At 64.5% G+C, this 20,003-nt stretch carries 14 protein-coding genes; 7 read left to right on the forward strand and 7 right to left on the reverse strand.

Annotated features, from left to right (window positions below; genetic code table 11):
- Window positions 1–514: 514 nt before the first annotated feature.
- Window positions 515–1,513 carry an asparaginase gene (locus OXF11_08535; protein ID MCY4487145.1) on the reverse strand — a complete coding sequence of 333 codons (999 nt, stop codon included), beginning with the start codon at window positions 1,511–1,513 and terminating at the stop codon, window positions 515–517.
- Window positions 1,514–1,616: 103 nt separating this feature from the next.
- Here OXF11_08535 and OXF11_08540 point away from each other — a divergent pair, with 103 nt between their 5' ends.
- The gene (locus OXF11_08540) at window positions 1,617–2,804 is read left to right on the forward strand and encodes an ATP-binding protein (protein MCY4487146.1); all 1,188 of its coding nucleotides are present in this window, start codon (window positions 1,617–1,619) and stop codon (window positions 2,802–2,804) included.
- A 30-nt stretch (window positions 2,805–2,834) separates the two neighbouring features.
- Here the strand turns inward: OXF11_08540 and OXF11_08545 are convergent, their stop codons facing one another.
- On the reverse strand, window positions 2,835–4,709 hold the full coding sequence (locus OXF11_08545) for an endonuclease/exonuclease/phosphatase family protein (GenBank protein MCY4487147.1): 1,875 nt from the start codon (window positions 4,707–4,709) through the stop codon (window positions 2,835–2,837).
- A 470-nt stretch (window positions 4,710–5,179) separates the two neighbouring features.
- The gene (locus OXF11_08550) at window positions 5,180–7,081 is read right to left on the reverse strand and encodes an endonuclease/exonuclease/phosphatase family protein (GenBank protein MCY4487148.1); all 1,902 of its coding nucleotides are present in this window, start codon (window positions 7,079–7,081) and stop codon (window positions 5,180–5,182) included.
- Window positions 7,082–7,522: 441 nt separating this feature from the next.
- Between OXF11_08550 and OXF11_08555 the strand changes: the two genes are divergently transcribed.
- The 6 genes from OXF11_08555 (at window position 7,523) to OXF11_08580 (ending at window position 16,132) form a co-directional block, all read left to right on the forward strand.
- Window positions 7,523–8,338 (forward strand): cytidylate kinase family protein, encoded by an 816-nt coding sequence (locus OXF11_08555; protein ID MCY4487149.1) that lies wholly within the window; start codon window positions 7,523–7,525, stop codon window positions 8,336–8,338.
- 120 nt (window positions 8,339–8,458) lie between these two features.
- Window positions 8,459–9,904, forward strand: a complete 1,446-nt coding sequence (locus OXF11_08560) for a UbiD family decarboxylase (GenBank protein ID MCY4487150.1) — start codon at window positions 8,459–8,461, stop codon at window positions 9,902–9,904.
- A gap of 526 nt (window positions 9,905–10,430) precedes the next feature.
- A complete protein-coding gene (locus OXF11_08565; GenBank protein ID MCY4487151.1) occupies window positions 10,431–13,295 on the forward strand; it encodes a molybdopterin-dependent oxidoreductase in 2,865 nt (954 codons plus the stop codon).
- An 86-nt stretch (window positions 13,296–13,381) separates the two neighbouring features.
- Complete coding sequence (locus tag OXF11_08570) at window positions 13,382–14,155, forward strand: DUF6062 family protein (protein ID MCY4487152.1); 774 nt, start codon at window positions 13,382–13,384, stop codon at window positions 14,153–14,155.
- 172 nt (window positions 14,156–14,327) lie between these two features.
- Entirely contained in the window at window positions 14,328–15,416 is a 1,089-nt protein-coding gene (locus OXF11_08575; GenBank protein MCY4487153.1) for an AAA family ATPase, read from the forward strand.
- Window positions 15,416–16,132 carry a DUF4276 family protein gene (locus tag OXF11_08580; protein ID MCY4487154.1) on the forward strand — a complete coding sequence of 239 codons (717 nt, stop codon included), beginning with the start codon at window positions 15,416–15,418 and terminating at the stop codon, window positions 16,130–16,132. The genes OXF11_08575 and OXF11_08580 overlap by 1 nt, the downstream gene beginning before the upstream one ends.
- 34 nt (window positions 16,133–16,166) lie before the next feature.
- Here the strand turns inward: OXF11_08580 and OXF11_08585 are convergent, their stop codons facing one another.
- The 4 genes from OXF11_08585 to OXF11_08600 all read right to left on the reverse strand — a co-directional run bounded on the left by OXF11_08585 (window position 16,167) and on the right by OXF11_08600 (window position 19,997).
- Window positions 16,167–16,757, reverse strand: a complete 591-nt coding sequence (locus OXF11_08585; GenBank protein ID MCY4487155.1) for a hypothetical protein — start codon at window positions 16,755–16,757, stop codon at window positions 16,167–16,169.
- 93 nt (window positions 16,758–16,850) lie between these two features.
- Complete coding sequence (locus OXF11_08590; GenBank protein MCY4487156.1) at window positions 16,851–18,035, reverse strand: ATP-binding protein; 1,185 nt, start codon at window positions 18,033–18,035, stop codon at window positions 16,851–16,853.
- Window positions 18,036–18,173: 138 nt separating this feature from the next.
- A complete protein-coding gene (locus OXF11_08595; GenBank protein ID MCY4487157.1) occupies window positions 18,174–19,037 on the reverse strand; it encodes an ABC transporter permease in 864 nt (287 codons plus the stop codon).
- 18 nt (window positions 19,038–19,055) lie between these two features.
- On the reverse strand, window positions 19,056–19,997 hold the full coding sequence (locus OXF11_08600) for an ABC transporter permease (GenBank protein ID MCY4487158.1): 942 nt from the start codon (window positions 19,995–19,997) through the stop codon (window positions 19,056–19,058).
- Window positions 19,998–20,003 lie beyond the last annotated feature (6 nt).

Consider the following 20,003-nt stretch of genomic DNA (forward strand, 5'->3'; position numbering starts at 1 on the left):
CTTCCGGGAAACCGCCGCCATGGGAACGCTGCTGGTGATCCACCTGGGCGTGGTGGCCGGGCTGTTCCTGACCATCCCCTACAGCAAGTTCGCCCACGCGGTGTACCGCTACGCCGCGCTGATCCAGAACGCCATCGAGGTGCGCGAGGACGAGAGCAAGATCGTGCTGGGGTAACCGTCCGCGGGCCCTTCCCCACCTCACTTGGATTCCCGCTTTCCCTCCGATTCGTCATTCCCGCCACCCCGCCCGATTCGTCATTCCCGCCACCCCGCCCGAACCGTCATTCCCGCCAACCCCCCCGAACCGTCATTCCCGCGGAAGCGGGAATCCAGGGGCGGTGGAGGGGCACTGCAGCGGCGTTTCCCCGCCTCACCACCCCTGGATTCCCGCTTTCGCGGGAATGACGGTTCGGGGGGTGGCGGGAATGACGGTTCGGGAGGTTCGCGGGAATGACGAATCGGGGGGGGCGACGTTTGACGCCGCCGCTTTCGCGGAAATGACGAATTCCGAGGGTCAGTACGTCTCGAACATCCGCTGAATGGCGTCGGGGTCGTCGGTGACACTGAGGGCCAGCGCCAACAGCACCCGCGCCTTCCAGGGTTGTAGGTTGTCGGCGGTAACGACGCCGCGCTCGCGGAGACCGGGGCTGCGGCCGACGCGGCCGGAACCCACGCGGCTGCCGATGCACAGCACCACGCCCTGTTCGCGGGCGCGCGCGAAGGCTTCATCCTGAGCGGGCGTGGGGCGACCCGCGCCGGTGGCGGCGCAGACGATGCCCCTGGCGCCCGCGGCCACGCAGGCATCGATCATGGCGCCGTCCGCCCCCGCGTGCGACACCACCACATCAACCCTGGGCAGCGACTCCAACCCCGACACGTCGAACTCGGTGGCGGTGGTGTGCGGCTTCACGGTGCGGTGGTAGTAACACACACGGCCGTCGCCGTCGGCAAAGCCCAAGGGCCCCAGATCCCGGCCCTGGAACGCCTCCACGCGGTACGTCGCTGTCTTCGTCAGGTCCCGCGCACCGTAGATGCGGTCGTTCATCACCGCCAGGACGCCCTGGCCGCGGGAACTCGCGTCCGCTGCGACCCGCACCGCGTTGAACAGGTTCAGGTAGCCGTCCGCGCCAAGCGCCGACGCCGGTCGCATGGACCCCACCAGCACCACCGGCCGGTCGGTCTTGAGAACCAGATTCAGGAAATAGGCGGTCTCTTCGAGAGTGTTGGTGCCGTGCGTGATGACCGCACCGTCGGCGGTGTCGCGCTCGAAGATCCCTTGCAGCAACCCGGCCAGGTCCAGCCAGTCCCGATCCACCAGCGCATGGCTCGGCAGCCGCCGGAACGGCACCTGCTCTACCTCGGCGATGCCGGCGAGCTCGGGAACGGCGCCCACCAACTCGCCGTCGCCGAGCCGCTTGTTGTTCTCGATGTACCAGGCGAGATCCAGCCGGTCGGCGCCGACGGAGTCGATGGTGCCTCCGGTGAGGATCAGAGCGACCTTGGGATTTGCCATATGAAACCTTGAAAATTGGAAACGGTAAAGCTAATTTTCCAGAATGGAGTACCGGCAACGTCACCTTGAAGCCAAAATAACGCGCCTCCGTCAAGCGGTGCCGGTGATCCTGGTCCTGGGAGCGAGACAGGCTGGCAAGAGCACTCTCCTCTCTCATCTGGCTCCGGACGCCCACCGTGTTGTATTCGACCCGGTGATCGACGTCAACAATGCACGGGAAGATCCCGAGTTGTTCCTCGACCAGTATCAGCCGCCGCTCATCCTCGACGAGGTTCAGTATGTCCCGGACTTGCTCGGAGTCATCAAGCGGCGTGTGGACGAAGACCCCCACCCGGGTCGATACCTGCTCACCGGTTCGCAAAACCTCATGCTGCTCAGCACCGTGAGCGAAAGCATGGCCGGGCGGGTGGCGGTTCTGGACCTCCCCTTCCTTTCACTGGCCGAGCGCTGTCACGCCGCCGGCACCGCCGGGACGTGGGTCGAAGACCTGTTCAAGACCGACGCCATGGACCGGTTGCGAAGCCGGGGCAGACTGGCGCCGCGAGCGAGCGAGCCGACCTTGGCAAGCCGTCTTTGGCGGGGCGGGTTCCCCGGCCACCTGGACCAGGACGATGCGATCCTGCCCGACCTCTTCGCTTCCTACATGCGCACCTACATCGAACGCGACGTTCGGCGGGTTGCCACCGTCGAGGACGCGAACTTGTTCTCGCGCTTCGTGGGCCTCTGCGCCGCCCATTCCGGACAGGAAATCAATCACGCCCAGTTGGGGCGCGAACTCGGCATCACGCACCACACGGCGCAGCGCTGGCTTGCCATCCTGCGCGCGACCTATCAGTGGCTGGAGGTTCCGGCGTTTTCCGGGAACCCTGCCAAACGGATCTCCCAGCGTCCCAAGGGCTACTTCACGGACACCGGGCTCGCCGCGTGGACCCAACGCATCTCCAGCCCGACGGCGCTGATGTCCAATCCTATCCAAGGCGCGCTGTTCGAGACCCACGTGGTCCTCGACCTGCTCAAGCAGACGCAGACCATGACCCATCCGCCGCGCGCACATCACTGGCGTGCGCACTCGGGCGCCGAAGTGGACCTGCTGCTGGAACGGGACGGAATGTTCGTTGCGGTGGAGGCCAAGAGCAGCGCGCGCGTCACGCGCGCCGACACCCGCGGCATACGCGCGTTCCGGGAGACCTATCCCCATCTTGAGCACGGCATCGGCGTGGTAGTGGCGGCCGTGCGCGAGACCGCCCTCGTGGGCGAGGACATCATCGCCGTTCCCTACGACATCGCCTGAGGAGACGGAGCGGACGTCGGGAAAGCGTCGTCAAGGCGCCGTGGACCGCTGGGGCAACCGGAGCCGAGCCAGAACTGGATCGTGGTCGCTCGCCCGCGCCGAGGTCTCCGCGAACTCGGCGTTGACGTGCACGATGTCCACCTCGGCGGACGCACTCAGCGAGGGGCTCACCAGTATGTGGTCCAGGGACTGGGAATTGCCCTCGTAAATGTACGTGTAGCGCTCATTGGCGGGAAGCCTCTCGGTCAGATTTTCGAGGGCCCGTCCGAGAATCTTGAGCGGCGAACTGAATTCGAAGTCGTTGAAGTCGCCAAGCACGACAATTTGGGCATCTCTGTCATCTGCAAGCTGACGGACGACAAACTGTCGTACCGTATGAGCTTGTAGACGGCGTTGCTCGATCCCTCCGTTGACGTAAGGGGCGTCTTGTAACTCAATCCACGGTTGAACCCATCCAAACATCGGACTGCTTCCATACTTGGAGGTGAAGTGGTTGTTGACGACTATCACTGGCTCATAGCCGGAACCGTGCAAACTGAAGCGGGCAACCAAAGGTAGGCGGGCTTTGTAGAATGGATTCGCTGGGTCATCTTGCTGCCGATCAGCGTCGGTTATCGTAGTCAACGTGTTCGGCATGAACTTCACGCGGTCTGGATTGTAGATGAAGGCGACGCGAATGTTGCCACCGGACTGTCCGCCACTGGTGTCATCGCCGATGAATTCATGATCCACGAAAGAGTAATGGACGTTGCCCAGTTCGGCGATGCGGTCCACCAGCAAACTCAGCGTCTGATCAGCAGCCGTTACTTCAGAATCGTACGAACCATCGTTGTCCTGGACTTCCTGGAGAGCCACGATATCGGGAAGCCGCAGGTTCTCTACAATCACTTTGGCCACGGACTCAAACCGGCCCGTTACCGCGTCCCTGTCTCCATCGGCATCGTTGGGGGCGAGGTTTTGGACATTGAATGATGCGATGGTGAGGTGGCCATCGCGACCATTTAGCAGGGTCACCTCTCGTTCTAGACGGGCTCGCACCGGCGTAAACTGCTCCGTTACCAGCAGTCGGTAATAGCCTGATCCGTAACCCATCACCCCGGTAACATCACCCAGAGAGTCACCCAATTCAACGCTGGGCAGTCTCTGCGGGTAGAGCCCAGAATCTCTCCGGATCTGGATACGCTCTGGGTTGAAATCATTGAGGCTGATGTTCAGCGTGCCGCGTTCGCTCAGGCCACTAGGTGATGTTGCACCAGCAAAGACGAAGAGCGCGCTAGGTTTCGAACTCACAGCAATGGCATCTCTTACCGTCACCCTCATACCTTCTAGTGCCTCGTAGAAGTCGATACCGTCTTGTTCTGGATCGAATGTGGCAAACCTGTCGTTGTCGATGATCTCTTTCGGGGGAACACGGCCGCCGACTCCAATAACCACTGGGGCCGGCAGCGGATTGTCACGAGACAACCGTATGAGCGTTGGGCGCACGATTTGTGTAAAGGTCAGGTTGTTGATTTGGTTAGGCATATGGCGGGGTTGGTACTCTGCAACAGCACCACGTGCGCAGAACTGGTCACCAGCCATTACCGCCCTGCTATTCTTGGTAGCCTTCCCGGTGAAGACGAAAATGCCGTCAGAGGTCGAGGAATCGCCATCACCCACCGAGTCTTGTAGGTAAAATCCGTTGTCATCAACAGCCGTCACTATTCCTGCGGTCTTGACGACCTCCCCGAGAAACGGCGACGTGTGACCGGCACCCTGAATCTGTCCTATCGACACCGACTCTGACCCAAGACTTTTGCATACGGTGAGGAGGCTGCCGGATTCGTCGGCCGCCACCGCTAGCCGGACGATCAGACAAACGAATACGACCGCATAGCTGCCTAGTCGAGCGAAGGTTGTGGTCATCGGGGACGTCTCAACGTGAGAACTGCACACACTGGTAGTGCCTATGCCCTATTTGATCGTTCCGCCCGACACATAATAGACGGCCCAATCCCTCGTGCTAGTCCTCGCGCCACCGGGTTCATGGTGGCAACCGCGTGACGCGGCTTCCTCCTTTTCCTTCGCCAGCGCCCCATCATACGTAAGATTCTCGTAGAGCACCTTACCGTAGGTGTGTCCTTCGACATCCTTCCAGTGCTGTATCCTCGCATATGGATCTCTCGACATCCCGACTCGACACGCCATCATCTGCCTCCTTGTCAGTACGGCTACACCATACTAAGCCTCAATTGATATTGGGCTATCCTTTTGAAATTGATTTGTCAATATAAAATAGGTCTAACTGTCAAATATTTCTGTAAATGGAAACTCTCCGCGCCGGCTCGAAGAGTTTGCTCGAACAATCCCTGATCTTCTCTCCGACCCCGGCCACGCTATGGTAGCCTACGCAGTAGCTTCACCCGCACCACGATCGGGTCGTGGTCGCTCGCCCGCGCCGCGGTTTCCGCGAACTCGGCGTTGACGTGGACGATGTCCACCTCGGCGGAGACGCTGAGGGAGGGGCTCACCAGGATGTGGTCCAGGGACTGGGCGTTGCCCTCGAAGATGTAGGTGTAGCGCTCGACCGGTGGCAGCGTTTGGGTGAGGTTCCGGAGATTGCGTTCAAGGACGCGGAGCGGGGAGACGAACGCGAACTCGTTGAAGTCGCCGAGCACGACGATGGCGGCGTCGCGTTGTGCCGCGAGACGCCGGGCGACGAATGCCCGCACGGCCTCGGCCTGCCTCCGGCGGTTGCCCACGCCGCCGTTGACCGCCGGCTCTTCCTGGCGCTTCGTGAAGGGCTGCACCTCCCCGAACAGCGGGCTGCTGCCCCGTTTGGAATTGAAGTGGTTGTTGACCACGGTGACGGGAGCACCCCCCTGCGCGCGAGGCCGGAAGGACGCCACCAGCGGCAGGCGGCCGTTGAAGAACGGGTTCCGCGGGTTGGTGCGCTGGTCGGCCGGGCCCGTGACCGTGGCCACCGAGCCGGGGACGAGCTCCACCCGCGCCGGGTTGTAGAGGAAGGCCACGCGGATGTTGCCGCCGGGCTGGCCGCCGCTGGTGTCGTCGCCGATGAACGGGTGGTCGATGAAGCGGTAGCGCACCGGCCCCAGGGCGGCGAGGCGGTCCACGAGCAGGCGCAGCGTGGCGCCGGCGGCCTTGACCCCGGTCTTGGCGGAGCCGTCGTTGTCCTGGATCTCCTGGAGCGCCACGATGTCCGGGTGGCGGAGATTACGCGCGATGACGGACGCCACGGCGTCGAACCGGCCGCTTGCCACGTCCGTGTCCCCGTCGGCGTCGTTGGGGTCGAGGTTGAGCACGTTGAAGGTGGCGATGGTGAGGTGCTCGTCGCCGGCCCGCAAGGATGTCGTCTCGGGCCTCAGCCGGCCCCGCGTGGGTTTGAACCTTTCGGTGAAACGCACCTCGTAGTTGCCGAAGCCGTAGCTCACCACGCCGGTGACGTCGCCCAGGGAGTCGCCCACCTGCACGTGCGGCGTCGCCACGGGGCTGAGTCCGAAGTCGTCGTCGATCTGGATGCGTTCGGGGTTGAAATCATCGGGGCGCAGCGTGAGGGTGCCGCGCGCACTCAGGCCCGACGGCGCCGTGCCGCGGGCGCGCACGAAGATCTCGCCGAAACGGCTGGTAGGGCTCACGGCCACCGCGTCCCTGACGGTAACGCGCATGCCTTCGAGGGCCTCGTAGAAATCGATGCCGTCTTCTCCGGGGTCGAAGACCGCGAACCCGTCGTTGTCGATGACCTTTCCGGGCGGGACGCGTCCTCCGGACCCCAGCACCACCGGGGCGGGCAGCCTGTTGCCGCGGGACAAGCGCGTGAGCCGCGGGCGCGTGATCTGCGTGACGGTGAGGTTGCGCGTAGCCGCGCCGCCGGGCTGGAACTCCGCGACCACACCGCGCACGCGCAGCCGGTCCCCCATGGCGGCGGCCGGAGCCCTTCGCGTGAAGACGAATATGCCGTCCGAGGTATCGGGGTCGCCGTCCCCCGCCGGGTCCTGCAGGTAGAAACCGTCCGTGTCCACGGCGGTCACGATGCCCGTGGTGGTGACGCGCCGTCCGCGAAAGGGCGAGATGTGGCCGCGCCCCTGGACCCGCCCGATGGGGGTCGGGCCGTCGCCCTGTGCGACGCGTAACTCACGGACCGAACCCACGGCACCGGATGGATGGCTATTCGTCGCGGGACTGGCCGCCGGCGCCACGCTCGCGGCCAGCGTCACGACGAGCAGCGTCCCGACCGCCGCGAGCCACTCCAGTGACGGCACCGAAATGGAACGTTTCACACGGTATTCCATGCCGACAACTTAGTAACAGGGTGGATGCAGTGCCTCAAACCCCCGAGTCGTCATTCCCGCGGAAGCGGGAATCCAGGGGTGGCGAGGCGGGGAAACGCCCCTGTAGTGCCCCACCACCGCCCCTGGATTCCCGCTTCCGCGGGAATGACGACTCGGGGGGCTCTGCCTGATGCGCCTTGACACAGCCTTGTTTCGCGAATGACATTCGGACAGTTCGCGGGATGCGATACTGACGGTTGCCTCGCCCGTTTGATTCGCGCGACAGATACGCATCGTGCGAATTGGCCCTTGTCAGCGTCCCGCTGCGGACGCCGCCGGCACCCTGCCCCGCCATTTCTTCGTTGCCTATTCCCCTTACCGGCAGTATGCTGAGAGTGGGAGGTCAAGAATGGTCTGGTATCGCGCCCCTTTCGGAAAGGAGGGTTCGTCATGTCGGTCATCATGATCTACGAGGGTATCCATGGCGCGGAGGAAGTCGCCAACCGGGTCGCCAAGTCCCTGGATTACAAGTGCGTGGGACGGCAGGATCTGGCGGCCACTCTGCCGAACTACGGCGTGCCGCGCGCCAAGCTCGACGACATCACGGAGAAGGAGCCGCACTGGTGGGAACAGTGGCTCCAGGACTTGCGGCCCTACCGCATCGCGCTCCAGGCCGCCATGTGCGAAATCGCTCAGGCCGGCCCGATGGTCTACCACGGACACGTGGGGCACGAGCTCCTTCCAGGAGTCCCCCATGTGCTCAAGGTCTTGCTGACCGGCTCCATGGAGTTGCGCATCGACCTGCTCCGGTCACGCCTCGCGGTGGACGAAGGCACCATCCGCAAGCAGCTCGAACACACCGACCGGGCCCGTAGCCGGCGGCTCATGTCCCTGTTCGGCGCCGACTGGCAGGACGCGACCCGGTACCACCTGGTGCTGAATCTGGCCATGGGCGTGGACGCGGCCAGCGAGGTCATCAGCACCACGGCACGGCTCGCGGCGTTTGCCGAGACGTCGGCCTCGATGCAAGCCTTCGAGGACCTCGCCCTGGCCAGGAAGACCCAGGCGACACTGCTCCAGTCCGACCTGTACCGCGGCCTGCCCATCGACGTGAAGGCGCACAACGGGACGGTGACAGTGTCCGGCATGGTCTCCCCGCCGGTTACGGTGGAGGGCGTGGTGGCCACCATCAAGGCCATTCCCGACGTCGGGGAGGTGACGGCGAATCTCGTGGTCGTGCCGCGAAGCCATTCCGACATCGAATAGCCGGGCCGCCCGGAGAGAGCGCCGCCGCTCAAGGCTACCTTGTCCGGGGCCTCCGCGCGTACGCGGCACTGCAACAGCCCGGCGCGTGGACGCGCGCGCCCCGGATCAAGGACCGACCCTATGCCCAAGAGCCTGCGGACCTTCCTCGAAGACTGCCGCCGTGAAATCCCCGCCGAGGTGGTGCACGTCGAGCGGGAGGTGGACCCCGCCCACTACGACGTGAGCGCCATCATCAAGCACCTGGGCGCCGCCCGGAAGTTTCCCATGCTCATCTTCGAGCGGCCGCGCAACCTGCACGGACGCGTCGGCGATTTCAAGCTGGTGATGAATTTCACCATCTCCCAGCGCAAGACCCAAATCGCCCTCGGCCTGCCCAAGGAGATGACGCGCGCACAGATGGCCGAGGCCTGCGTGGACATCGAGCGCAACCGCATGGCGCCCGTGGTGGTGGAAAACGGCGAAGCGCCGGTGATGGAGAACGTCCGCGGCGGCGACGACGTGGACCTCTACGAACTGCCCATCATGCGCCACCACTACATGGACGGTGGCCCCTACATCACCCTGTGCACCATCGCCAAGGACCGCCGGCAAGGCATCTACAACGCCTCGTATCACCGCATGGAGATCAAGTCGAAGAACCACACTTCGCACTACCACTCACAGCACCACCAGTGGATCATCTTCCGCGACTACGAGGACCAGGGCCTGGAATGCCCGGTGGCCACGGTGCTGGGACACCACCCGGCGTTCTACATGGGCGCGTGCTACACCGGCCCCTTCGAGGTGAGCGAATACGACGTCATCGGCGCCTACCTGGGCGAGCCGCTGCGGGTGACGCCGTCCACCACCTGGGGCGACGACCTGCTGATCCCCGCGGACGCGGAGATCGTCGTCGAGGGCGCGCTGATCCCGGGCGAGCGCATCGTCGACGGCCCCTTCGGCGAAGCGCCCGGCTACCTCGGACCGCAGCGCTTCTTCTCGGCCTGCCGCTACGAGGTGCGCGCCATCAACTTCCGCAACAAGGGCATGTACCAGTCGGTCATCACCCCCGAGGGCGACAAGCCCTGGCTCGACCTGCCGCGGGAGGGCGCCTACCTGCGGCGCATCCGCGAGGCCGTGCCCGGGGTCACCGCCGTGTGCAAGGCCGGACGCCACGCCCACTACAACATCTTCATCGCCATGAAGAAGATGTCCGAGGGCGACCCCGGCCGCGCCGCGGCCGCCGCCCTCACCGAGCTCCACGCCAAGCACGTCTTCGTCTTCGACGACGACATCGACGTCTACAACCCCACCGAGATCCTCTGGGCCCTGGCCACCCGCGTGCAGCCCCACCGGCAGGTGTCCATCATGCAGCCCACCTTCACCGGCAACTACCTCGACCCCACGGTGGTGGACGAAACCAAGACGTCGGTGATGATCGTCGACGCCACCCGCCCCCTGGACCGCCCCTTCTCCCCCGTCTCCAAGGTCCCGGACGAGGCCATGGCGCGCATCAAGGTGGAAGACTACATCCCCGGCGAAGTGCTGGCGCACATCCCCGTGGACCGCACCACGTACTGGTCCTGAGCCCCACCTCTGGATTCCCGCTTCCCAAGGTGTGAGAAAACTGATGAGGCAGAGCCCTCTCGAATCGTCATTCCCGCGGAAGCGGGAATCCAGGGGCGGTGGTGGGGCACTACAGCGGTATTTCCCCGCCTCGCCACCCCTGGATTCCCGCTTCCGCGGGAATGACGATTCAGGGGGTTGTTGCCTCTCTCGGATGGCGTTTTGACACAGCCTGGAAAGCGGGAATCCAGGGGCGGTGGTGGGGTACTACGGCGGCGTTTCCCCGCCTCGCCACTCCTGGATTCCCGCCCCCGATCGGGGTCGAGGGCAAGCTTGCGCGGGAATGACGATCCGAGGTGTTGGTGCCGCTACGTGGCCGAGCGGAGTTTTGGCACGGCCTGTTCCGCGGGATTGACGTTGAGAGGCATCGGCGCCTATCCACAACGACATTTTGCGCACGTCTTGCTTCTCGCGGCCCAACCGGCGATCTGCTACAGATGAACGAACCCGCCGCGACAACGCGCGCGACGTCCCCACCGAGGCACCCATGAACGAGATCGCGATTCAATTCGAGCTGAACGGCCGGTCGCGCCGCGCCAGCGTGGCCCCGGAGCTCTTGCTGGCGGACTTCCTGCGCCGGGACTTGGGGCTCAAGGGCACCAAGACGAGCTGCGAGGTGGAGGTGTGCGGCTCCTGCACGGTGCTGCTGGACGGCCGCCCGGTGAGCGCCTGCACGACCTTGACGCACGAGGTCGACGGGCACGCGTTGACGACCATCGAGGGTCTCGGCAACGACGATGCACTGGATCCGGTGCAGGAAGCGTTCTGGGAGGAAGGCGGCTTCGAGTGCGGCTTCTGTACGCCGGGCATGATCCTCGCCGCCCGCGCTTTGCTCGACGAGAATCCCGCCCCCTCGGAAGAGGACATCAAGGCCGCCCTGGACGGCAACCTCTGCCGGTGCACGGGCTATCTGTCCATCATCCGGTCGGTCCACCGGGCCGCGGCGCTGCTGCGCGGGCATGAGACGCCGGCCCCGAGGCCGCTCGACGAGCGGCGCCTCGACGGCGCCGCCAAGGTCCGCGGCGAGCCGGTGTACACCGCCGACCTGACGCATCCGGGCATGCTCTACGGGCGGGTGCTGCGCAGCCCCTACGCCCATGCGCGCATCCTCGGCATCGACACATCCGCCGCCGAATCGCATCCCGGCGTGGTGGCGGTGCTCACCGTCGCGGACCTCGAGGACGTCGCGCACTACCACGGTCCGCTGGTGAAGGACACGCCGGTGCTGGCCGCGGACAAGGTCCGGTACGAAGGCGACGCCGTGGCGGCGGTAGCCGCCGAGACCCTGGAGGCGGCCACGGCGGCGCTGGCGCTCATCCGGGTGGAGTACGACCCCCTGCCGGCGCTTATGACCATGGACGAAGCGCTGGACCCCGATGCCCCGCCCATCCACGAGTCCGTCAGCGACGACGCGCCGAGCTTTCCGGGGTATCCCCGCGTCGACGACGAGGCCAAAAAGTACGCCAACGTGAGCTTCCACTACGAGCGCGGCGAGGGCGACGTGGACGAGGGGTTCGCCGCCTCGGAGCGGGTCTTCGAACACACCTTCGATTTCCCCAAGATCGCCCACTACTCCATGGAGCCGCAGCTCGCCGTGGCGGAGTGGCGCGAGGACGGATTCACCGTCTGGGCGTCCACCCAGCATCAGTTCATCGTGCGCGACGAACTGGCGGAGATGTTCAGCGTGCCCCCGGAGCGCGCGCGGGTGGTGGTGCCGCTGGTGGGAGGCACCTACGGCAACAAGAACCACACCAAGCTCGAGCCCTTGGCGGTGGCGCTGGCCCGCAAGGCCGGAAGGCGGGTGTTCCTGCACCTGTCGCTGGAAGAGGAGTCGCGCACCGTGAGCAAGCCGGCCGCGCGCGTGCGGCTGCGCACCGGCGTGGACCGGGACGGCAAGCTCGTGGCGCGGGACTGTCTCGTGCACGTGGACGGCGGCGCCTACTCGGACTCGGGTCCCCGGGTCACCCAGAAGGCGGGCTACCGGGCGCCCGGCCCGTACCGCATCCCGCACCTCCGTTCCCACGCCTACACCGTCTACACCAACACGGTGCCGGCAGGCGCGTTCCGCGGCATGGGCACGCCCCAGGTCGTATGGGCCTACGAATCGCAGATGGACATGATCGCGCGGGAGATGGGTTGGGATCCGGTGGAGTTCCGGCTCAAGAACCTGCTCGACAAGGGCGAGGACTTCGCCCCCGGCGAGACCCCCCTGGACACCGACCTCAAGGAAGGACTCCAGCGCGCGGCCAGGGAGATCGGCTGGGGCGAAGAGCTGGAGCCCGACTGTGGCATCGGCATCAGTTGCGGCTGCAAGGACGGCGGCGGCAACTTCAAGATCTCGTCCGCGCGGGTGGAAGTCGACGACGGCGGCGCGATCACCCTGCACGAGGGCACCATCGAGATCGGCCAGGGCTCCCACACGGCCATGGCGCGCATCGCCGCGCAGGAGTTGGGGGTGCGGCCCACGGCCGTCCAGGTGGCGCCCCTGGACACCGACTCGACCCCCTTCGACATGGGCACCTACGCCAGCAGCGGCACCACCGTCATGGGGCTCGCGGTGCAGAAGGCCGCCCGGGCCGTCCGCGACCAGCTCATCGAGGCCGCCCGCTCCCTGGGCAAGAGCCCCGACGCCGCCGCGACCCTGGCCAACGGCGAGGTACGCCTGGCGGAGATCGCCCTTCCCTTCTCCGCGCTGGTCCGGCACGTCAAGGGCGCCGGCGGCGTCATCACCGGCGAAGGCCGGCAGGAGAGCGAACGCGACCCCAACGCCCCCCTCGGCGCCCGGGCGCCGTTCTGGGAGGTGGGATGGGGCGCCGCCAAGGTCCACGTGGACCGCGACACCGGCGACGTGCGCGTGCTCAAGTACGTCGGCATCGCCGACGCGGGCAAGGCCATCAACCCCCAGCAGTGCCATACCCAGGAGCAGGGCGCGTTCCTGCAGGGGCTCGGCCAGGCGCTGTTCGAGGAGACCGTGTACGAGAACGGCCTGATGCTCACTCCCGATGCCCTCACCTACCGCCTGCCGAAGATCTCCGACCTGCCGGACGAACAGGTCAACATCCTCTTCGAAAACGGCAACGGCGCCGGCCCCTACGGCGCCAAGGGACTGGGCGAAAGCGGCATCCTCCCCGTGCCGTCGGCCATCGCCAACGCCGTGGAGCAAGCCGTAGGCGTGCGCGTCACCGACCTGCCGATCACCGGAGAGAAGGTCTGGCGTGGGCTGAGGAAGCGATCCGTCGTTTCCGCGGAAGCGGTTGCGCCGAAAGTCGCGAGGCAACAACGTCCCAATGATGTCATTCCCGCGGAAGCGGGAATCCAGGAGGGGTCGGGGCGGGAGAAGCATGACCGCTGACCCCACCCTGGTTTCGCGCTTCCGCGGGAATGACGGTTCGGAGACTTGGCGGGAATGACACGGAAACGGCCAGCACGTCCACAATCATGCGCGACGTAAACGAGACGGCGCGTCAAGACCGCTTCTACTTCAAGCTCTTCGAAGGCCTCGACGAGCCCGGTTGCCCCATCTGCACCATCGTGATCCGGGACAGCCGCGCCTACCTCGACAGCGTCTTCTACGAACGTATCACCGACGTCCCCACCCGCATGAGCCTGCGCGATTCCTTCGGCCTGTGCAACCTGCACACTTGGCTGCTGCGCGACCTGCCAGGCTCCAGCGCCCCGGACCTGGGCTTCGCCATCATCGCCAAGGACCTGCTCAGCCGCTTCCAGCGCGTGGCCGCGGAGCCCGGCACTCAACGGCGGCTCTCCCTCGGGGATTGGTTTACGCGCGCCCGCTCCCGGCTGCGCGCCAGGCTGCAACGCACCCCCTGCCCCGCCTGCGTGCACGCCGCGCGCTCCGAGTCCGTGCACCTGCGGCAACTGCTGGACCTGCTCGGCGAAACCGCGTTCGCCGAGAAATACAGCCGCTCCGCCGGCATCTGCCTGCCCCACTTCCTCATCGCCGACGAAAACCACCCGGACCACGCCCTTTTCCCTCAACTCCGCGAACGGCAGATCCGCAACGCAGGGTCCCTGCACGACACCCTCGACCGCTTCGTCGAGAAACACGACCACCGCGCGAAGGACGAAATCACCCCCGCCGAAGCCAGGGCCTGGACCGACGCCATGGAGTTCCTGGGTGGGAAGCGGGGCGTGTTCGACAGCGAGATGCGCCGGCCAGCTTCGCTGAGATTACCCAAGCTCTACAAGCGGTAAGCCGTGTGCGCGCTGGTCTCATCATAGACCGTATACGGAAAACCGTATATTTGCTGTTTACCCAGGTCTCCGCAGGTTGCCAGCTTGCCGCTAGCGCAGGGACGTGGCATCTTGGCCTCCAAAACACCCAGTCGAACCCGCATTGGCCGGTGTCTCGGGTACAGAGGGAACCATGTCGGCGATTCGTACCATTTCGATTGAGGGCTTTAGGAGCATTGCTAAGCTGCGAGACTTGGAAATGCGGCCCCTGAACGTCCTCATCGGCGCCAACGGATCAGGCAAGTCCAACTTTCTTGGCGCCATGCAGCTCCTGCGAACCGCCATTCGAAGCGCGTCTCGGACATCAGACTATGTCCGACGTTCTGGCGGGGCCAACCGTCTTCTTCACTTCGGTTCAAAAAAAACACGCTCGATAAGCTTCAGCATCCGCTTCAATGACGGTTTGGCAGACTTTAGTGTCGATATGCCTTGCGGTGCGGACGATCAGCTATTTCCACGAACATCGATTGCCGCTTTCGAACTGCCGTCGGATTTCGCAAGAAACCTCGAAGTGCAGCCTGGTATGGCGCCGGCTTTTGAATTCCTCAGCAGCAGGTTGGAGAGTTGGCGGCTTTACCACTTCCACGACGCGGGCTCCACATCTCCAATGAAGACGACTGGAGACGTACACGACAATCGCCATCTTCGCCCGGACGGCGCGAACCTTGCGGCGTTCCTTTATTTCCTGCGGAAGAGACAAAAAGGTTCCTATACCCAAATTCGCCGTACTATTCGTTTGACAGCGCCGTTCTTCGACGATTTCGCACTCGAACCTCTGGCTCTGAACAAGGACACGATCCGACTCGAATGGCGGCATGCCGACTCGGATGCATATTTCGATGCCTCATCCCTTTCCGATGGCTCGCTCCGGTTCATTGCTTTGGCTACGTTACTGCTCCAGCCAGCGTCGCTACGCCCGTCTGTCGTTTTTCTCGACGAGCCGGAACTTGGCTTGCATCCACACGCGATCACCTTGTTGGCCTCATTGCTAAAACAGGCCTCCGTAGAGTCCCAGGTCATCGTGGCAACCCAATCACCTATACTTCTGGATCACTTCGACCCCGAAGACGTGTTGGTGGCCGAGCGGGTGAACGGTGCTACGGAACTCCGCAGGCAGGATGCCGGAGCGCTGAAGGTTTGGCTAGAAGACTACAGCCTGGGACAACTCTGGGAGAAGAACGAACTGGGCGGACGTCCTCACTCTGAGAATAAGGACCAGTAGTGTTCGCCGTGACCCGTCTACTCGTTCATGTCGAAGGGCAGACCGAAGAGCAATTCGTCAACGAATTGTTATCGCCGCATCTTCAAGCCCGTGGATACACCTCCGTCAGCACGCGACTCATCGGCAATGCCCGTCAGCGAGGCCAGCGTGGCGGGATCAGACCGTGGTCGGAAGTGCGCAAAACGATTGTGAATCATCTGAGGCAAGACCCGGGGAGCAGCGCGGCCACGATGGTAGACTACTATGGGTTGCCACGCACCGGCCCCACGGCATGGCCGGGTCGGGAGGAGGCCTTGCGTGCCGGATTGCAGGCAAAACCCGAAATCGTGGAGAACGCCCTTTTGGAGGATGTCGCTCGGATAATGGGCCGCGGCTTTGATTCGTCTCGCTTCATCCCGTTTCTCACAATGCACGAATTCGAGGCACTCCTGTTCAGCGATTGCGAGCGATTTGCTCTTGGGATCGACAAACCCGAAATGACCGGCTCTCTGCAGGCGATTAGAGACGCCTTCACAAACCCGGAGGAAATCGACGACTCTCCCGACACGGCGCCTTCGAAACGAGTCGTTGCGCTCATTCCCGGATACCAAGAACCGTTGATGGGAACCCTCGCCGCGCTGGAAATAGGCTTGGTTGCCATGCGAGCAGAATGTCCACACTTCGATGCGTGGGTGAAGCGGTTGGAGACACACCCGAAATCAGTTGCACACCAATAACAGCGGAGGGCAAAAGGTTGCCGTGGGCACGCGGTCATTGGTCACCCCCACGTTTCCCACGCACCGAAAGCCGTGCATAGAGCGCTTCCAATTTTTCCCTTTCCGGATCCACCGGCAGTGATCGGTTGAAATCGTCAAATTGACGAATCAAAGTCTCATCGACAGTGTCACAGAGCTTGAAGTCGGCTTTGTTATGGCGGTCGATCAACAGGGCACCTTTCAGAGCGCAACGCCGTATCGGTCCCTTGTGGCCTGCTTCAACGCCGGGAATGAACCTCTTGCTGAGGTGCTCCTTCCATTTCCGGTGTAGCTTCCCAGCGTCGTAGAGGTCGTGAACGACGGTCTCGCGATCGACCTCAAGCCAAATCGCGACCCTCGAATTCTGCTCGTGGCCGAACCAAGCGTACCAGTTTCTGAACTGATCCCAATCGTCCACAGCGGACGGGCCGAAATCAAACAAGCTGACGCAGTTCAAGTAGCGGCACAATGAGTTCTTGTACCGGGCGCCCGCAATCGCGATCTGGCCGGATGTCAAAATACCGCGTAGTCCCTCCAGCCCTGTTGCGTGCCAGAGTCTTTGATCAAGCGCGTTCCAAAGCGTGTTGGGCAAACCAGGATTGTTCATCGGAGCGCTTCCTCCCACAACAGATACAACAGTTGAAGTATCGGGCCGAGGCATCAGGCCCCAACGCCGATCTCCAGCTTTGCTCGTCGCGCGTCACCGCTCAAGGAACGGTATGACGCGGCGCAGGTAGGCGTCGAACAGCGGGACGGTGAAGGCGGTGTCGCCGTGGGCGGGGCTGTAGATCATGCCCTTGTTGATGAGCTTTGCGCGGGTCGGGGCCACGACGCGGACGGATTGGGCGAGGGCGTTGGCTATTTCGCCGGAGCGGTGTGGGCCGCCGCCGAGTTCGGCCATGGCGCGCAGATAGCGTTTTTCGGACGGCGCCAAGCGGTCGAAGCGGGCGCGGAAGAAGCTGGCGTCTAGTTCGGCGGTGGCCTGCCGCGTGGCGGACCGGACGTCTTCCGCCGTGACCGGGGATGACGTGGCGCAGTCCCAGCAGTGCTTGCCCCACTCCTGCAGGAAGTACGGGTAGCGCTGGGTGTTTTGCAGCACGGCATCCAGGGCCTGGGGTTGGAAGGCGACGTCGAGGCGGCTTGCCGGCGCTTCGATCGCCTGCCGTGCCGCTGCCGGGTCCAGTGGTCCGATCTCCGGGAAGGTGAAGAGGCGTTCGGAATAAGTCTTGGCGGACGCGGTGCGGGCCACGAGTTGGGGGAGACCCGCCCCCACCATGGTGACCGGCAAGCTGCTCTGGGCCGCGCGGTGCAGGGCGGCGATCAACGCAGCCAGTTCACGTTCCTGCACATACTGCAACTCGTCGACGAACAGCGCCACGGCCGTGTCCTGATCGCGGGCGGCTTCGCCAACGGATTCCAGGAGCGCCGTAAGGTCGGCGTCCAGGTTGCCGCTGTCGGCGAGACCGCGTTCCGAGGCGAGGTCGAGGCTGATGCCCAGGTCGCCGGTGCCCACCTTGATGGCGCCGACGAACCCCGCAAGTGCTCTAAGCGCCCGGCGTGCGGCATCGCTGGCGGCAGCGATACGGTTCATGCGCACCAGCGCGGCGTGTAATGGCGGAACAAGCAGGACGGGAAGCGACCTGTCTTCCGGCGCCTCCAGGAGGAGCGTCGCAAAACCGCGGCGCCGGGCGTCTTCGCAGATCCGGTTGAGGAGAACGGTCTTGCCTACCCCGCGGAGACCCACCATCAGCATGCTCTTGGCCGCCAAGCCGTTGCGGATACGATCCAGGGCGATCGCGGCCCCATCGATCAGGGCGTCTCGCCCCGCCAACTCCGGCGGCGGCGTCCCGGCCCCCGGTGCGTAGGGGTTCAGTCTTGGATCCATTTCAAGCGAGGTTACCCAAGGTTACCTGAAATCGCAAACTTAGAGACGAAGGACTGGTGTCTCAACTGAAGCTCTACCGGCGACGGAAACTGCGCGGACGCGTCCCCCCTTGCGCCACCATCTTCGCAAGGTTGCCGGTCAGTCCATGGTCCGCGGATCGAGGATGTCCCTCAAGCCGTCGCCGATCATGTTGAAGGCCAGCACCACCGCGAAGATGGCGGCGCCCGGGGCGATGGAGAGCCAGGGCTGGTTCAGGAGCTGGTTGACGCCGTCGCGGATCATGCTGCCCCAACTCGGGGTGGGGGGCTTTACGCCGAGGCCGATGAAGCTCAGGTTGGCCTCCTGGAGGATGGCGGTGGCGGTCCACAGGCTCGCCACCACCAGGACCTCGTTGGAGATGTTGGGCAGCACGTGCTTGCAGATGATCCGCGTGTCGCTCATGCCCAGGGCCCGGGCGCCCTGGATGAAGTCCCGTTCCCGCATGGCGATGGCGGAGCCGCGGGCGATACGGGCGAAGCGCGGCGTGATGGCGATGGCGATGGCAATGGAGAGGTTCACCATGCCGGAACCCAGGACGGCCAGCACCATCAGGCCGAGGATCGTCGTGGGGAAGGTCATCAACAGGTCCGTCAAGCGGACCGTGACGGTATCGATGGGGCCGCCCTTGTAGCCCGCGACGACGCCGAGGGTGCTGCCGAAGATCAGCGCCATGCCCACCGCGGAGAGGGCGATGCCCAGGGACACGCGCGCCCCCATGATGACGCGCGAGAGCACGTCCCTGCCGAAGCTGTCCGTGCCCAGCACGTGCTCCCCTCCGGGCGGCAAGTCTCCCTTGAGGAGGTCTTGTTGGACCGGATCGTACGGGACCAGCCACGGGGCGAACAGGGCCACCAGCAGGATCGCGGCGGTGAGGACAAGACCTACCAATGTGGTCTTGTTGCGCTTCATGGCGCGCCAGACCCTGCGGCGGCGGCGGGCGGCGGATGATTCGTCGGAGGTCATGGTTTCACTTGCACCTGATCACTTGTATCGGATCCGCGGATCGATGAGCGCGTAGGTCAGGTCCGTCAACAGGTTCACCAGTACGATGATCCCGGCATAGAAGGTCATCACGGCCTGGAGCATCGCGTAGTCATGGGTGTTGATGCCGCCCACCATGAGCTTTCCCAGGCCCGGCCGGTTGAAGACGATGGTGACCAGGATGGAGCTGCCGATGAGGATGCCGGTGTAGATGCCGACCACGGAAACCACCGGCATCAAGGCGTTGCGGAGCGCGTGCTTGTACATGACCCAGCGCTCCTTGAGCCCCTTGGCCCGGGCCGTGCGCACGTACTCCATGTTGATGACCTCGAGGAGGGCGGAGCGCGTGACCCTGGTGATGTAGGACATCATGGCCAGACCCACGCTCAGGGCCGGCAGCACCAAGTGGTGCAGGCGGTCCCACGGGTCGCTCAGGTCTCCCGCGCCGATGACCGGGAAGAGGCGCATCTTATAGGCGAAGAAGAAGATCAGCAGGATGCCGAGGTAGAAGGACGGGGTGGAGATGCCCGCCAGCGAGAGCACCCTGGCGCAATAGTCCGTCATGGTGTTGCGCCGGCGCGCGGTGAGAATTCCCAGGGGAATGCCCAGCAGGAGGCCCACCGCCAACCCGGAGACGGCAAGGTCCAGCGTGTACGGAAGGGCGCGCCAGATCTGCGGCAGGATGGGCCTGCGGTTGGCCATGGAGATGCCGAGATCGCCCCGCAAGAGGCCCCAGACATAGTCCCGGAACTGGATCCACAGCGGTTCGTGGAGACCCCAGCTCCGCCGGAACTGCTCCAGGGCTTCGGGTGGCGCCTCGTCGCCCAGGATGGCGTAGGCCGGGTCGCCGGGCAGGATCCGCATCACCACGAAGATGAAGACCATGACCCCGAGCATGGTGGGGATGGCCCACAGGGTCCTGCGAACGATATATCCGCTCATTGCCGC

This window comes from Deltaproteobacteria bacterium, from assembly GCA_026712905.1.
GTDB lineage: Bacteria > Desulfobacterota > Binatia > UBA9968 > JAJDTQ01 > JAJDTQ01.

Bases quoted from the DNA above. Each gene is read 5' to 3' on its own strand.
- OXF11_08535 (MCY4487145.1), bottom strand. From the start codon at position 1,513: ATGGCAAATCCCAAGGTCGCTCTGATCCTCACCGGAGGCACCATCGAC.
- OXF11_08545 (MCY4487147.1), bottom strand. From the start codon at position 4,709: ATGACCACAACCTTCGCTCGACTAGGCAGCTATGCGGTCGTATTCGTT.
- OXF11_08555 (MCY4487149.1), top strand. From the start codon at position 7,523: ATGTCGGTCATCATGATCTACGAGGGTATCCATGGCGCGGAGGAAGTC.
- OXF11_08560 (MCY4487150.1), top strand. From the start codon at position 8,459: ATGCCCAAGAGCCTGCGGACCTTCCTCGAAGACTGCCGCCGTGAAATC.
- OXF11_08565 (MCY4487151.1), top strand. From the start codon at position 10,431: ATGAACGAGATCGCGATTCAATTCGAGCTGAACGGCCGGTCGCGCCGC.
- OXF11_08570 (MCY4487152.1), top strand. From the start codon at position 13,382: ATGCGCGACGTAAACGAGACGGCGCGTCAAGACCGCTTCTACTTCAAG.
- OXF11_08575 (MCY4487153.1), top strand. From the start codon at position 14,328: ATGTCGGCGATTCGTACCATTTCGATTGAGGGCTTTAGGAGCATTGCT.
- OXF11_08585 (MCY4487155.1), bottom strand. From the start codon at position 16,757: ATGAACAATCCTGGTTTGCCCAACACGCTTTGGAACGCGCTTGATCAA.
- OXF11_08590 (MCY4487156.1), bottom strand. From the start codon at position 18,035: ATGGATCCAAGACTGAACCCCTACGCACCGGGGGCCGGGACGCCGCCG.
- OXF11_08595 (MCY4487157.1), bottom strand. From the start codon at position 19,037: ATGACCTCCGACGAATCATCCGCCGCCCGCCGCCGCCGCAGGGTCTGG.
- OXF11_08600 (MCY4487158.1), bottom strand. From the start codon at position 19,997: ATGAGCGGATATATCGTTCGCAGGACCCTGTGGGCCATCCCCACCATG.